The organism is Crocosphaera sp. Alani8 (assembly GCF_038442745.1).
Taxonomy (GTDB): domain Bacteria; phylum Cyanobacteriota; class Cyanobacteriia; order Cyanobacteriales; family Microcystaceae; genus Crocosphaera.
Window position 1 is genome coordinate 1 of record NZ_JARVCN010000019.1, and the last position, 15,969, is coordinate 15,969.

The 15,969-nt window shown below is 37.2% G+C and carries 14 protein-coding genes; 10 read left to right on the top strand and 4 right to left on the bottom strand.

Translation table 11 applies throughout. The features are described from left to right. Positions 1-392 precede the first annotated feature (392 nt). From P9B04_RS01490 to P9B04_RS01500, 3 genes are all read right to left on the bottom strand, one after another. Positions 393-614 (bottom strand): hypothetical protein, encoded by a 222-nt coding sequence (locus P9B04_RS01490; protein WP_342053228.1) that lies wholly within the window; start codon positions 612-614, stop codon positions 393-395. A 78-nt stretch (positions 615-692) separates the two neighbouring features. Beyond that, positions 693-1,895, bottom strand: coding sequence for an argininosuccinate synthase (locus P9B04_RS01495; protein WP_342053229.1), 1,203 nt, complete (start codon positions 1,893-1,895; stop codon positions 693-695). A 251-nt stretch (positions 1,896-2,146) separates the two neighbouring features. Next, positions 2,147-2,341 (bottom strand): DUF2949 domain-containing protein, encoded by a 195-nt coding sequence (locus P9B04_RS01500; RefSeq protein WP_342053230.1) that lies wholly within the window; start codon positions 2,339-2,341, stop codon positions 2,147-2,149. 327 nt (positions 2,342-2,668) lie between these two features. Here P9B04_RS01500 and P9B04_RS01505 point away from each other — a divergent pair, with 327 nt between their 5' ends. Then, positions 2,669-4,276 carry a B12-binding domain-containing radical SAM protein gene (locus P9B04_RS01505; RefSeq protein ID WP_342053231.1) on the top strand — a complete coding sequence of 536 codons (1,608 nt, stop codon included), beginning with the start codon at positions 2,669-2,671 and terminating at the stop codon, positions 4,274-4,276. Between the two features lie 145 nt (positions 4,277-4,421). Then, positions 4,422-6,557 carry a glycine--tRNA ligase subunit beta gene (gene glyS, locus P9B04_RS01510; RefSeq protein ID WP_342053232.1) on the top strand — a complete coding sequence of 712 codons (2,136 nt, stop codon included), beginning with the start codon at positions 4,422-4,424 and terminating at the stop codon, positions 6,555-6,557. A gap of 317 nt (positions 6,558-6,874) precedes the next feature. Here glyS and P9B04_RS01515 read toward each other — a convergent pair whose 3' ends face one another. Further along, positions 6,875-7,468 carry a hypothetical protein gene (locus P9B04_RS01515; RefSeq protein ID WP_342053233.1) on the bottom strand — a complete coding sequence of 198 codons (594 nt, stop codon included), beginning with the start codon at positions 7,466-7,468 and terminating at the stop codon, positions 6,875-6,877. Between the two features lie 529 nt (positions 7,469-7,997). On the opposite strand from P9B04_RS01515, the gene P9B04_RS01520 reads away from it, so the two are divergent. From P9B04_RS01520 to P9B04_RS01555, 8 genes are all read left to right on the top strand, one after another. After that, positions 7,998-8,606, top strand: a complete 609-nt coding sequence (locus tag P9B04_RS01520; RefSeq protein WP_342053234.1) for a DUF3038 domain-containing protein — start codon at positions 7,998-8,000, stop codon at positions 8,604-8,606. Beyond that, entirely contained in the window at positions 8,603-9,262 is a 660-nt protein-coding gene (locus P9B04_RS01525) for a DUF4335 domain-containing protein (protein ID WP_342053235.1), read from the top strand. The genes P9B04_RS01520 and P9B04_RS01525 overlap by 4 nt, the downstream gene beginning before the upstream one ends. 84 nt (positions 9,263-9,346) lie before the next feature. Beyond that, positions 9,347-10,300, top strand: a complete 954-nt coding sequence (locus tag P9B04_RS01530) for a glycosyltransferase family 10 domain-containing protein (protein WP_342053236.1) — start codon at positions 9,347-9,349, stop codon at positions 10,298-10,300. A gap of 21 nt (positions 10,301-10,321) precedes the next feature. Further along, entirely contained in the window at positions 10,322-11,317 is a 996-nt protein-coding gene (locus P9B04_RS01535) for an Npun_R2821/Npun_R2822 family protein (RefSeq protein WP_342053237.1), read from the top strand. A gap of 11 nt (positions 11,318-11,328) precedes the next feature. Next, a complete protein-coding gene (locus P9B04_RS01540) occupies positions 11,329-12,249 on the top strand; it encodes an Npun_R2821/Npun_R2822 family protein (RefSeq protein WP_342053238.1) in 921 nt (306 codons plus the stop codon). 54 nt (positions 12,250-12,303) lie between these two features. Beyond that, positions 12,304-12,612: a CU044_2847 family protein gene (locus P9B04_RS01545; RefSeq protein ID WP_342053239.1), complete on the top strand. Its 309-nt coding sequence runs from the start codon at positions 12,304-12,306 to the stop codon at positions 12,610-12,612. 254 nt (positions 12,613-12,866) lie between these two features. After that, positions 12,867-14,192 carry an RNA-guided endonuclease InsQ/TnpB family protein gene (locus tag P9B04_RS01550; RefSeq protein ID WP_342053240.1) on the top strand — a complete coding sequence of 442 codons (1,326 nt, stop codon included), beginning with the start codon at positions 12,867-12,869 and terminating at the stop codon, positions 14,190-14,192. Positions 14,193-14,432: 240 nt separating this feature from the next. Then, on the top strand, positions 14,433-15,935 hold the full coding sequence (locus tag P9B04_RS01555; protein ID WP_342053241.1) for a trypsin-like peptidase domain-containing protein: 1,503 nt from the start codon (positions 14,433-14,435) through the stop codon (positions 15,933-15,935). Positions 15,936-15,969: the final 34 nt, after the last annotated feature.

Below are 15,969 nucleotides of genomic sequence, written 5' to 3' on the forward strand. Positions count from 1 at the left end.
TATGAGATAAAGCTTTCAGGCTTTTCCTTCATTCTCTCATGAATAATACAGGCTAAATCTTGTTCTTCACACGATGCAATTTGAATATTCACTATTTTAATATTAATCTATTTTCTTTTGATTGATGGGGGTAAGGTGAAGCGTTTCCGAGGGATGTCCTTTCCTTTTCTATATTCAATCCATGTGTCATATAAAGAGAAAATTGATTCATAGTAACTTCTCAGAGGAGGAGACAATAATATCTCCTGTTGGACATTAGGATTATGTACTAGGTTAAAAAAACGATAAGCAAATAGACAATCAATTGTTTTTATATCAATTACTTTAGTATCAAGTATAAATTTTACTCTTTCAAAAAAGTTCAAATACTTTTCAAGCAACTCTTTATCTTGTTAAGAAATTGTAGCATTAGGTTCATTAGGTTCATACCATTTTCCTTCTCTATCTAAATGAGACTCTGTTTCTCTATGAAAATCAATATCTCTAGCTAATTCATTAATAAATTGAGCTTTCGCTAATCGTTCACCTGAACGTAACTGAAAACCAACAAAAAATAAACCTATAACTGCTGATATTCCGCTAATAATTTCCGTCGTGGTCTTTAATTCTTCCATGAATTTTGAGTTAGACTATAAAATTATCAAAAAATAATGATAGGGACTTAATCTAAATTAAGCCCCAAAATGAAACAATTAACCTTTATTTGTTTCTGCCCAAACTCTGGTAGGAAGTCCCCAAATATAGATAAAGCCTTCTGCTGCTTTATGATCGAAATGATCGTCCTCTCCGTAGGTTGCTAAACCAGGGCTATAAATGGAATAATCCGATTTACGACCAACAATGTTGGCATTACCCTTAAATAGTTTGATGCGAACTGTCCCCGTAACTCTTTCTTGAGTGTGATCAATGAAAGCATCTAGGGAGTCTTTTAAAGGAGAATACCACAAACCTCGATAGATTAAATGACTGTAGGTTTCTTCTATCCCTTTCTTATACTGAGTAACATCAGCAGTGAGGGTTAAGCTTTCTAAGTCGCGGTGAGCATCAATAAGCACTAATAACGCCGGTGCTTCATAGATTTCTCGCGATTTAATGCCAACAACTCTATTTTCTATCATATCAATACGACCCACACCGTGTTTACCCACCAGATCGTTCAGTTGACTAATGAGAGTAATGGGATCTAAAGTTTGACCATTAAGACTAACGGGGATACCCTTCTCAAAACCGATCTCCACATATTCTGGGGTGTCTGGGGTATCGGCGATCGCTTTGGTCATCAAATAGATTTCTTCTGGGGGTTCGGTCATGGGATCTTCCAGAGGACCTGCTTCAATACTACGACCTAACAAGTTGCGATCGATACTAAAAGGAGAAGACTTCTTCACAGGGAAGTCTAACCCAAATTGCTCACCGTAAGCAATGGTTTGTTCCCGACTCATATTCCATTCTCTGGCCGGGGCTAACACTTTCAAGGTAGGATTTAAAGCTAAGATTCCTAAATCGAACCGTACCTGATCGTTACCTTTGGCAGTGCAACCATGAGCAACAGCATCGGCACCATATTTTTCAGCAGCCTCTACCAATAGTTTAGCAATGAGAGGACGGGCTAAGGCTGTAGAGAGGGGATAACGGTTCTCATACAGTGCATTAGCTTTGATAGCTTTAAAAGCATAATCTGTGACAAATTCTGTGGTAGCATCTTCTACAAGGGACTCTACAGCCCCAGATTTTAAGGCTTTGGCTTGGATGGGACCGAGTTCATCTCCCTGTCCTAAGTCCGCAGCTAAGGTGATCACCTCATCAACTCCCCACTCATGCTTGAGGTAGGGAATACATACGGAGGTATCTACCCCACCAGAATAAGCAAGCACGACTTTTTTCGCACGACCCATATATTTTTATCTCTAGCATAGAACTTACGCCTTATTTTACTTTAGGTAACAAGAAGAATTTGTTAATATAAGCCAAAAATTTATCTTGATAATCCTTAAGATATATTTAATATTTTTTGATAAATACTAAATGTGACCTACAGCAATACAAAAACGATTTAGGACATTTTAGTTGTCATTCTAAGATGAGAAAAATTCCTATTAATTCACTAAAAGTAATGGCTCGTGTTACAGTTTAGATAGCATCTTGTTCAAAAATCATGGTCATCTAGCCAATCAAAAACAGATTCTAGCTGTTGCTTATCTACTAAGCCGTACTGCCATAAAATCATCGGAAAATGATGTGGCATTGCTTGCTCATCTTTGAAAGCAAGGTTGATGGACTCAGGGGGAATATCTAAGTCTTGTTGAAGAAAATTAAGAAGTCTAGTTGCAGTGGGGTTCATAATTAAAGCAAATTTAAAGCGGTTGTTAGAGATACATAAACTGGCTTTTGAAATAAAACCACAATTACATTAAATATCATCATTGTGTCAATGGTGTGTCAAGAATATGTCAAGTCAGTGACAACCTTAGTTCGGTGTTCGGAGTTAGCCCACATTTCTCGGAAAATCTGCGATCGCTGGTTGAATATTGAAAATTAACTCAATCTAGCAGTGCAAGAATTGGTTAAGATATTTATGTATCTTTAATTTTCATGCTCTCAAAAGTCTCAATCTCATTCATATCCTAACTGTAACGGGTAATGCCATAAATATAAAGTATGATAAACGATGACTGATTTTAACCAAGAAAATTTATTGTTCAATCCCGTCGCACCTGATAATGATGCTATTCCTTTAATTTTTGCTTTTCCTAATGACTATAATGTGGGAATTACTAGTTTAGGTTATCAAATTATTTGGGCAACTTTTGCTACTCGTTCTGATATTAATGTTAGTCGTTTATTTACTGATTCTCAAGAGTCTTTACCCTCAAGACCACAGTTATTGGGTTTTTCTTTTTCTTGGGAACTAGATTATGTTAATATTCTCAATATTTTGGAAAATTTAAAGATTCCTTTTCAAGCTAATAAGCGTAAAGATCACCATCCTTTAGTGTTTGGTGGGGGACCTGTTTTAACAGCTAACCCAGAACCTTTTGCTGATTTTTTTGATGTCATTTTATTAGGAGATGGGGAGAACTTAATTAATGATTTTATTGACGCTTACAAAACGGTTAGATACGAGGATAGAGAAACAAAAATAAGGCATCTAGCAACCATTCCAGGAATTTATGTACCTAGTTTGTACGAAGTTAATTATGATGATCCTGATGGTAAAATAGCATCTATTAAGGCTATTGATAATAATATTCCTTCTAGCGTTGAAAAACAAACCTACAAAGGTAACATTTTATCTGCGTCTACGGTGGTAACAGAAAAAGCTGCCTGGGAAAATATATATATGGTAGAAGTAGTAAGAAGTTGTCCAGAAATGTGTCGTTTTTGTTTGGCAAGTTATCTAACTTTACCTTTTCGCACTGCTAATTTAGAATCATCTTTAATACCAGCAATAGAAAAAGGTTTACAAGTTACTAATAGAATTGGTTTACTGGGTGCATCCGTAACACAGCATCCCGAATTTAACGATTTATTAGATTATCTTTATCAACCAAAGTACGAAGATATTCGGGTTAGTATTGCTTCGGTTAGAACCAATACTTTAACAGAGAAACTAGCAAAAATATTGAGCGATCGCCAAACAAAGTCTGTAACTATTGCTGTGGAGAGTGGTTCCGATAAAATCAGAAAAATTATCAACAAAAAATTAGAAAGCGAAGAAATAACTCAAGCTGCAATAAATGCTAAAGCGGGAGGTTTAAAAAATCTGAAACTCTATGGGATGGTGGGAATACCAGAAGAAAACGAAGAAGATATCGAACAAACTATCATGATGTTAGAATCTGTCAAAAAAGCAGCTCCAGGGTTAAGATTAACCTTTGGATGTAGCACTTTTGTTCCTAAATCTCATACTCCTTTTCAGTGGTTGGGAGTTAATAAAGTTGCTAAGAAGAGACTCAAATATTTAGAAAAACAACTCGGCAAAAAAGGGATAGAGTTTCGCCCAGAAAGCTATAATTGGTCAGTGATTCAAGCCCTCATATCAAGAGGCGATCGCCGTCTAAGTAAATTGTTGCAATTAACTCGACATTACGGGGATTCATTAGGCAGTTATAAACGCGCTTTTAAGGAATTGAAAGGACAAATACCTCCCCTAGACTATTATGTTCACCATAACTGGAAAACTGAGCAAATATTGCCCTGGAATCATTTAAAAGGTCCTTTGCCTCAAGGTACTTTAATAAAACATTTAAATACCGCAATATCTATGAATAATTAATTTTTAGGCTATTTTGCTTACTTAAAATAGAAAAGTAAAGATTATCTTAAAAATAAAAATTTTATAGATACCAAAAGCCAATAATGATAAAATAAGAAAATATGTTTCAACATAATCTATTTTAACTTATCAAATAGAAGTCAGTATGTTCTTTTTATTAGAAGTCGGTACGGAAGAATTACCAGCAGATTTTATTGATGAAGCGATCGCTCAGTGGAAACAGATTATTCCTAACAGTTTAAAAGAGAACTTTTTAACCCCGGATGACATAGCTGTATATGGTACTCCCAGGAGACTGGCAGTATTGATTTCGGGACTTACCGAGCAGCAAAAAGATAGAGACGAAGTAATAAAAGGTCCCCCTGCTAAAGCCGCTTTTAAAGAGGGAAAGCCCACCAAAGCAGCAGAAGGTTTTGCCCGTAAACAAGAAGTCACCGTTGAGGATTTAGAAATTCGTCCCACCGATAAAGGAGACTTTGTTTTTATCGAGAAAAAAATAAAAGGAAGACAAACAAAAGAAATTTTACAAGAATCAATCCTAGGGTGGATTAACAGCTTAGAAGGTCGACGTTTTATGCGTTGGGGGAATGGAGAATTACGATTTTCTCGCCCTATTCGTTGGTTAGTCGCCTTGTGTGATGAAGAAATTTTACCCATAGAAATTGTTAATGGGGAGAAGTCTATTACTAGCGATCGCCTATCGCGAGGTCATCGTATTTTACACCCAGATACTATCAGTATTAGCAAGGCAGATGACTATGTAGAAACCTTACGTTCAGCCTATGTAGAAGTTGACCCCAAGCAACGTCAACAAATCATTGAGAAAGACATAGAAACTATCTCCCAACAATTAACAGGAAAAGCCGATCTTCCAGAAGATTTATTAACAGAAGTAATTAACTTAGTAGAATATCCTACCGCCGTTGCAGGAAAGTTTGATCCAGAATTTTTGAAACTTCCCACCGAAGTTATTATCACTGTAATGGTTAAACATCAGCGATACTTTGCTGTGAAAAAATCAGGTAATGAATTGTTACCCAATTTCATCACTATTGCTAACGGAGATCCCAACAAAAAAGACATTATTGCCCAAGGTAATGAAAGGGTAATTAGAGCTAGATTAGCCGATGCACAGTTCTTTTATACCTCTGATTGTGACGAACCCTTAGATAGTTATTTACCTCAACTAGAAAATGTCACCTTCCAGAAAGAATTGGGAACCATGCGCTACAAAGTTGATCGCATCATGGACATGGCTCAACAAATAGCAGAACAATTAGAAACCAACGAAAAAGAACAAGAAGAAATTGAAAGTACAGCACTTCTATGTAAAGCAGATTTAGTGACGCAAATGGTCTATGAATTCCCCGAATTACAAGGAGTAATGGGGCAGAAATATGCCTTAGCTAGTGGGGAATCAGAACAAGTTGCTCAGGGTATTTTTGAGCATTATTTACCCCGTGGAGCAAATGATATCATGCCGAAAACCCTAACCGGTCAAGTGGTAGGAATTGCCGATCGCTTAGACACCTTAATCAGCATTTTCGGTTTAGGGATGATCCCCACTGGATCTGGTGATCCCTTTGCCCTGAGAAGGGCAGCTAATGCAATTATTACTATTACTTGGGAAGCTCAATTACCTATTAATTTATCTCAATTACTATTACAAGGATGTCGAGCATTTATGGCGGCTAATAGTGAGAGAAAGTCTCCTACTGAAGCATTACAAACTTTCTTTATTCAACGAATACAAAATCTCTTACAAGACGAAGTTAATATTGATTATGACCTAGTTAATGCTGTTTTAGGGGAAGAGGATGCTGAATATACAGAAAGAGCATTACAAAATCTTTTAGATGTTAGAGAAAGGGCAGAATTTTTACAAGAAATTCGTAACAACGGAACACTAAATAAAATTTACGAAACTGTTAACCGTTCCACCCGTTTAGCAGAAAAGGGAGAGTTAGAATATACAGAACTAGATCCTAGTAAGGTAGTGAGTACCGAATTATTTGAGAAGTCCTCTGAACAAGAATTTTTTGACGGTTTAATGGTGCTGGTTTCTAAAACAACTCAAGCACAAGCTGAGAGAAACTATCAGTTATTAACGGAAGGATTGTTAGATATTGTTCCTAAAGTTAGCGAATTTTTCGATGGAGAAAACAGTGTTTTAGTGATGGATGAAAATGAAAATATCAAGCAAAATCGTTTAAATTTATTGGCAGTCCTTCGTAATCATGGGAGAGTTTTAGCAGACTTTGGTGCGATCGTTAAAAATTGATTTATCTTTCCTTCGGGGTAAGAAGTCAGCAATCAGGAGTCAGCAATCAGCACTCAGTATTCAGCATTCAGCACTCAGGAGTTTCAAACACCTAGTATCTCCTCAAAAAAGACTTAACTCCTAACACCGAACTCAGGTAAACAGCTTTTTCTTTTATAGCGATTTTCAATTGAATGGAACAACCTAAAATTTAACTTCTGCCCTCTGCCTCCTGCCTTCTGCCTCTTCTAGAAAATAAGATAGCTTTGAGAACCTGATTTAGTATCATTCCTGATTTCCATAGCAGTAATCAACAAAATAATCAGATTTTTGATTAATTACTTAGATTTCTTTTTCTTTTTCCATAAACCTTGCCACAAACCCCCAATAGCAAGCAGAGCAAATGCAGCAACATTGGTTGAGGGTTCGGGAACGGATGCTGGAGGTTCTGGAGGTTCGGGAAGATCTGGTCTTGGCCCATTTGCGCCAAATTCAGCAAAACTTTGTAATCCAAGGGTTCCACTAGCCTCTGCTATACCAAAGACAATATCGTCTACCGAATTAAGATCACGATTATGAAGCCAACGAAAAGACCTAATAAGCTTACCATCCCCATCTACTCCAATAAAGCCATTAATGGCTTGGGATGAAGGTGCATTATTAGAGATAGAGGGTAATAGTGCGTCAACATCCTGAGCAGAAAAAGATTGTGTATTTCCATCATCAAAAGTGACTTCAAATAGGTGTCCTCCTGCAGCACCAGGACTTGGGTTAAAAAGTGCAATCCCCCCGACAAAAAAACCAATAGAATCAACAGATTGATCAGTTTCAAATGTCAATGTGTAATCAATAAGACCACCAAAAATATGTCCAGGTCCAAAAACACCCCTTAATTTCTGCCAACATTTATACAGAAATATGTAATGTATCATACAGGTTTAATATTTCCTTTATACTATTATTTTTCTTAATTTTTTAGAGCTAATTACTAACATTTTAATTAAATAATATATCGGCATCTTAAGTTCTTTTAATAAAGACAACTTTTTGCTAAATTACTATTTTTTTGACACATTTTATGGTAAAAGATATGAATCAAAGGTATCTATTGTCTTAAATTGTGTAACATATTTGTAATTCTGATCAAACAAGTTAGGGATACGCTCAATAAACAGTATCTTAATATACCAAAACTAATCAATAATATCATTAAACTTTGACATTCAGAGAAAATAGCTAACGAGAGAATGGGGTTTGCAGAAACGTACTACAAATTTTCTATTTTTTCTGATATGCTTAAGATAGGATAGACAATCTATATCTAATTTCAAAAAGCTATTAGCCTTTAAGTATTATCGGCGTAAGTTAGTTCCAGGAATATATGCAAAGAGTCCACAACCTTGACGAATTTTAGTTAAGATAGCGGATGCTATGGTATGATAAGTCCAAATTTTAAGCACAATGGCCGATTCTAATCTTTCTGTTGAATCAAAACCAATTATTTTAGATGTTTTGCCGGATTTCACCATCTCAGGACAGCGATGTGCTGGTCGTATTCAACAACACATCGATCTGTTGCTACTCGCCCTAGAAGCATTAGAATTAGGCGCATCGGAGCAGATGTTAGCAACGGTAAAACAGCTTAACCTCGAGAAAATTATCAAAAATCGTATTGCTTTGTGGCGACTGCGTTCTACTAATCCTTGGCGACGGGCATATGCTCGCGACAATTTAACCATCGAACAGGCGAAAGCCCTGGTAATCATTGCCAACGACCGTGTTAAACCCTTGACAGTGCAAATTCGCCAACTACTACTAGCAGAGCAACAAATGCACCAAAAAGGCTTACCCGTGACTTGTCATTTTCTGTTAGCGGAATATCTAGACCAATTTCGCGCCCATTTTCGTAGTCGAATGAACTCCCGTCGTGCTAAAGTATCGGTTTATTTGAGTTCAGAAGAACAACTAAATGAACTTGCTTTATTTTTGCTCAAACAGTTGCTATTTTGTACGGGAACTGCAGGAATGCAACGCTTTTGGATTAGTTTATTTGATGGGGAGGTTGCGTGAATATTCAACGTCAGTACAACTTACCTAACTGCACCCTCATTTTAGAAGGATTAAGTAACGGCGTTTCTTCCAGTGATAGGATAGATCCCCGTCCTGTACTATCAATTTTAGTAAATACCGAATGCAGATTTTTAGGAATTTCCCAAAAACTCCAAGGAGGCTCTAGCTTACTGGAGAATTTAGCCAAAACCGTCAGCGAGTATGCTCAAGGATATCTCAGTGGTATTTCCCACCCAATTCAAAGTCAATCAGACGAAGACAAAATTAATCTTGAGAGTATTCCCGGACAGCAACTCCATCGCTTAACTTGGTATCCTTCCTCCCAAACAGATAATCCCGTAGAGATGAACTTAACAACGGTGCAATTATTCGATTTAGTGGAGGCTATTGACCAATTTATCGCTGACAGTCTCACCTTACCCAACTTAACTCTACAATTAAAACCCTTATCCCGTCGTTATCGACCTCCAGATGAACCTTTAGCCCAAAGGGCTATTCCTGCTACTTTAGGTATTGCCAGTTTAGCTGCTGTAGCTTTTGTGTTGTTCTTTATTCCCTCTCCTGAGATTAGAGAACCATCACCAGATTTATCCGTCCCAAGAACAGAAACAATGCCATCACCAGGTAATTCTTCTGAGGGTTCTCATTCGCCATAATCAATAAACTTGTTGGACAAAACTCACATAGTATCCCCTATGATATCTAGTGAGGCCAATAAAAATAAGAAGAGGAATGATTGTGTGAGCCAAAAAAGCGTTGGAATGCTAAGCAGTTATCCTGGGTTACAAAATAGGAGAGACTGGTTATGGAAACAAAGCCCTCAACCTTTCGGTGTTTGGGAAGATATGAAAATGTTAGGGAACGACCCTAACCCCGATTTTTTACTACTGTATCAATTTGACTTCCCATTGCCGTCTCCTCCTCAACCCTGGTGGAAAAGCTGGCGAAAATCTCGGGTTTCTTCCCCTGATATCCCCTCCCTACTTAGAGGTGTTCCCAAAGAACGTATAATTTACCTATTAAGAGAACCTCCCCTAGAAGAAGTTGTTAACAGGAACTGTGCTAACTACAATGATGCTAGTCGTTATTGTGGCTATGTTTCAGGCCCGGATGACTTTGCCCCTAAACCAGATTATATGCCAGCTATTTGGTACGTCAATCACGAATTTGAGCTTTTAGATAAGGGTAATATTCCTGAAAAAGTTAAACAGTGTAGCTGGATAACATCAGGTATTAACCGCACAGAAAACCATCGCCGTCGTCTCGCTTTTTTACAATTGCTGAGGGATAATCAATTTGACTTTGATGTCTATGGTAGAAATCTGCCAAACTCTGTAAAAAGCCAAGGGACACTAGAGAATAAATGGCACGGAATGGCACCATATTACTATAACCTATCCATAGAAAATTATGCCGATAATGAATGGTATGTGAGCGAAAAGTTATGGGATGCTTTACTATGTTGGTGTTTGCCCATTTATTATGGAGGGAGTGCTGCAGATAAACTGTTACCCCCAGGTAGCTTTTTACGGTTGCCTAGTCTCGATGAAAAAGGCTTAGAATATATTAAGGAAGTAACAGCTAGTTTAGACGCTTGGCACGAAGCCAAAAATGCGATCGCAGAAGCAAGACAAATAATTCTCCATAAACTAAATTTAATGAATTGGTTATCGAATTTTGTGAGAAACTTTTAATAACTGTAACTATAGTTAAATATGGATGGAATTTGTACCCTTGGTAATGATTACGTTTTTGATCAAGTTATTGCTTTACTGAACAGCATTGAAGCAATTTATGGTCAAGAAATGCCCGTCTGTATTTATCCTTATGATGATAAGACAGATAAGTTAGCAGCAGAAATTACCTCTCGTCCCCAGGTAACTTTATACAACGATACTGCTTCAATTAAACGATGGGATGGCTTTGCTAAAGCTGCCTGGGACACCCATCCCACGGCGCGGAAAACATGGGAAAAAGCAGGCAGTAAAGGTTATCATCGCTTTGGAACCCATCGCAGGTACTGTGCTTTTGATGGACCGTTTGATCGCTTTATTTATATGGATGCTGACACCATTTTAATGAGTAAATTAGATTCTATTTTTGCTAAATTAGAAACTAATGATTGTATTACTTATGACTTTCAGCACAAAGATTTAACCCATGTTTATGATGTAAATTCTAATAAGTTAAGAGAAGTTTTTGCTGAGGAAAGACTAAAAAACGAGATTTTCTGCTCGGGGTTTTACGGTTCAAAAAAAGACTTGTTTTCTGAAGAAAAAAGAAACGACTTGATTAATTATTTAGATACAGGAGAAGCAGAAATATTATATTGTATGGCACCGGATCAAACCCTGATTAACTACATGATGATGCGTGGTGGTTTTTCACTTCATAATTTAGCTTTAAACTTGCCCCAAGATCAAAAGACAGGATGTTGTGTCACCTCTCCTCATTTTGAAAGCAAAAATAACATCTTGTACGATAAAGGAAACCGATTAACCTATATTCATTATATTGGCATTTCATCGCAGATTTTTAAGAAGGTTTGCCAAGGAGAAAACATTGATTTTCCCTATCGAGATATTTTCCTATACTATCGTTACTATCGTCATCCAGAACAATCACCCAAATTTAACCAAGAAGCAGTATATTATCAACAAAAGCCTACCTTAATCCAAAAGGTTATTAAAAAATTAGGACTCAATTCATAGAGGAAAAAATTATGACCCGCGGCATTTATATTACTGCTAACGATAAAGTTATTGAACAAGCGATCGCATTGTTAAAAAGTATTCGGTGTTATGATAAAAACACCCCCGTTGTACTTATTCCCTACGATGATAACTATCAAATTATTGCTAAGAAACTAAACGAAGATTTTGGGGTGACAGTTTATCCAGATTTAGAGTTTATTGAAAGATTATCTATTAAGTTACAAAGTGTTTTTGGAGAAGACTTTTTTGCTCGTCCTAATCAGTTTCGTAAGCAAGCTTGTTGGTTTGGAGAATTTGATGAATTTCTCTACATTGATACGGATATTGTTGTTTTTAAAAAGATAGTTGATGATCTAGACTATTTCACCGATTATGATTTTATTTGTTACGATTATCAACATAAAGCAGGAATTAGAAACGTTTTTTCTCAGAAAATAGTCGATGATAAAGTATTTACTGAAAGCGAACTAAAAGGAATGTTTAACGGTGGATTTTGGGCATCAAAAAAAGGCTTAATATCCGAAGAAAAAATATATCAAATCTTTGAAGAGTGTGCAGCTAATATAGATTACTTTGATTTTACCTATAAAACCTCCGATCAACCGATTATTAATTATATGATTTTAAAGAATATTCAACGGAGATTTAATTTAGCTCACGAAGCAGATAAAAACCCCGGAAACTGGGCAGGAACTGGTCATTTTCGACAAGAAGGTTATCAATTAATTGATCCTAGTAATAATCAGAACCTTCATTATTTACATTGGGCAGGAATTAAAATTAAACCAGGGTGTCCCTATTGGGATATTTGGAAACACTATCGTTATCTCGGAGAAAACGCACCAGATGATGCAGAGTTAATTAAAACAGAAACAGGAATTAAAACAAAAATATTGCAACAAGTTAAAAAGATTTTGAAGGGAAAATAAACTATATTTGTTATGTTATACGATTCGTAAATAAGCAAGAAATGGAGTAGGTAAATGGCATCCGAAAAAATTATCCCTCTAAGATTGTCAGATGGAGAAACCATCAAAGTTGAAGTAACCCAAATTGGGGAACAACCAGTATCCTCAGAAACAAGGATTTTTAAGAAAGCAACAGGTATTATTAAGTCTATTGCTAATGATGTCGCAGAAACATTAAAAGAAGTCAACGAAACCGTTAAACCCGATAAATTTAGTGTTACTTTTGGCTTAGAAATTGCCGTGGAAAGTGGAGAATTAACCGGTTTAATTGTTAAAGGTAGTGGTAAAGCTAATCTAGAAATTACGATGGAATGGGGGGAGTGAACAGTGAGCAGTTATCAGTTATAAGTTGTTAACTGAATGTCTGGCTAAGTCCCACCCTATAAACGAGGGGGATATATCGAACCGTAGGTGAGTACCTACTCGCGCGTTCACGAGCGCGAATGCGATTCGCCGGGGTCGCTCGCCAATGTTTTAGGGTTGGGATACAGCCTGACCAATATATTAACGTGCGACAGCACAACCTCGCTTCGATAACTTATGTTACCACTTTAAAGATTTTGTGCTAACATAGGGGTATGCTGACTTTGAACTATTCGTATCGTATCTACCCTGATAGTAAACAAGAGGCAATGTTGTCTGAATGGTTAGAAATTTGTCGCCGTTCATATAACTATGCTTTGCGTGAGTTGAAGGATTGGATTTCTAGTCGTAAGTGCCTAGTAGATAGATGTAGTTTGGAGTCAGAATATATTATGGCGGCAAGTTATCCTTTCCCAAGTTATCATCAACAACAAAATCAATTACCAAAGGCTAAAAAAGTATATCCTGAGTTATCTATAGTTCCAAGCCAAGTTTTGCAAACAAATGTCAGAAGATTACATGATGCTTGGGACTTTTTTCGTAATCGGGGGTTCGGTTTTCCTCGGTTCAAGAAATATGGGCAGATGAAGTCTTTGCTATTTCCTCAGTTTAGAAGTAATCCGTTGACTGGGTGGCATATAAAACTGCCAAAAGTAGGAAAACTATCAATCAATCTTCATCGTCCAATCCCTAACGGATTTGTTATCAAACAGGTAAGAGTTATCAAAAAAGCTAAGGGGTGGTTTGCTGTCATTAGCATTCAATCTGACATAACTTTACCTGAAATAGAGACTCCTTATGGTCATTTTCTTGGCCTTGATGTTGGACTTTCTAGTTATTTAGCTACCAGTGATAATTATGTAGAAAAAGGACGTAAATTCTTCAAAAGTGAATACCGCAAGTTGAAATTACTGCAACATCGCTTAAGTAGAAAAAGTAAACGTTCTAAGAACTACGAAAAAGCTAGAAAGAAAGTAGAAAAGCAACATAATCATATTGCTTTCAAACGTAAAGATTACCAGTTCAAGTTAGCTCATAAAGTCTGTGATATGGGAGACAGTATCTTCATGGAGGATATTGATTTCCGTACTATGGCTAAGGGCTTTCTTGGAAAGCATACCCTTGATGCAGGTTTTGGACAGTTTAGGGATATTTTGAAATATGTTTGCAAGGTAAGAGGGAAATATTTTGGACTGGTTGACCATCGGGGAACTAGCCAAACTTGTCCTAATTGTCGTGCAGAAGTTAGAAAAACTCTATCTGATAGAGTTCATAATTGTCCTGAATGTGGCTATCAATGCGATAGGGATGTTGCCAGCGCACAAGAAATTTGTAATCGAGGCATAGAAACACATAGTAGGCAGGGACTCTGCCGAAGGGAAACCGTCTGTCAAACGGGGCGTACAAGCTCTGGAGGACACCTCCAGAGACAGCCCCTTGTCGAGGTGTCGGGGGTGATGAGCCTAGATAACTGGCGTAGGGGAAATATCCCTCTGTGGGCAGAAAGATCCCCGATGCGAGTTGGGAAGCCCACACCATAATCTGTGATTTGGTGTGGGAGGATGTCACTCACTATTGCACAATGATTGACCACAGGTGAAGAATAATTTAACCTTATTGCACAGCGACTGATCACTGTTGCAAACTTATTGATCAGCGTTATAAAATGATTGCTCAGGGGTGAATCATAACTCACCCTTATGGCATAATAGTTGCTCAAGGTTACAAAATTATTTCTCAGAGTTGAATATTGATTAATCACCTTATCTGAACATCTGTCTATGATGACTAGTGAATCTTTACAACAGTATACTGTCCGTTTGAACTATGGTGAGAGTCAAGGGACAGGTTTTTTTATTGCTTCTGGTTTTATTTTAACCTGCGCTCATGTTGTAAAGTCGGCAAAGTCTAACCCTATTAATGTTTTTTGGAAAGCTAATAATCAAACCTATCAAGCAAAGATTGAAAAATTAGTAGAATATCCCATTGATTTAGCATTGCTAAAATTAGAGGGTGATATTCCTGATCATAATTGTATTAATCTCGATGAGAAGGAACCGAAAATTAATCAAGATTTATACATTTTTGGTTATCCTAAAAGTGTAGAACTAGATTATCCAGAAGGAGACTCAGTAACCTTAAAGTATGAGGGAAAAAGTTTTAAAGGAACTATTCTGCTTTATAAGTTAAAAGATGGACATATTGTTGAGGGTTTTAGTGGTTCCCCTTTGCTGAATTTGATGACGGGACAAATATGTGGAATAGTTCATCTTTGCGGTAATAATAATTCAGGGGGACGTGCAGTCTCAACACAAGTTATTTTAGAACAATTTCCAGACATAGCAGAACTCAATCAACGCTTTCATCAACAACCAAAACCCAAAGATATCAACCCCTTTACATTCGGTCCTCCTGTCTCCCCTGAAAGCTTCTATGGGCGACGAAAAGCCATTTTAGACCTAAAAAATAGAATTGGGGCTGTTAGTCCTCAGTGTATTAATATTGTAGGGTTGAGGCGTAACGGAAAAACCTCTCTATTGCGCTATATTGACGAACGTCGAGAGGAGTTTTTTCAACCTAAACAACAACCTCTGATCATTTCTCTTGACCTCACGAACGAGAAGTTTCACACTCCAGAGGGTATTCTCGAAGGGGTGAGACGGGGAATCAAAAAGCAGAAAGGGGAAGAACCTTGGCCACGGGAAGATAATAATGATCCTTTTGAAATTGAAGATAGGTTACAACTATTAGTAGATAAAGGCGATCGCTTGATTGTTATGTTAGACGAGTTTGAGGCGATTAGTAGACGACTTGAACAATTCCAAGATTGGGGGGAAGATTGGCGTTCTAAAGCTTGTGCTGGTCTTTTGACGATGGTTATTGCTAGTAAGCGTCCTGTTAGTGAACTTTATAAGACTTTAAGTTTAACCTCTCCTTTTGGCAATATTTTCAGTACCACTATTCTCGGTGCGTTAGAGGAAGAAGCTTGGCATAATTTAGTAGAAAATGGCTTTAATAGTGATATTGCACCGTTATCATGGATTGATGAGTTAGCTGGTGGGTTGCCTTATTATGTGCAGATGGCAGCCTCATTATGGTGGCAATATGGGGATGATGAACAAGCAAAAAAAGAGTTTATTTTCCAAGCAACGCCAAGATTTGAGGAACTTTGGCAAGATTTAACAGAAGTTGAACGTCATGCTTTACGGTATGCTGCTGGTGTTTCAGGGTTAGCTGTTCCTAGTGCAGCAATTATTGATACTCTTAACCTGCATTATTCATGAAGAAAAAACAAAACAAAAAAATAAGCAATTAGCA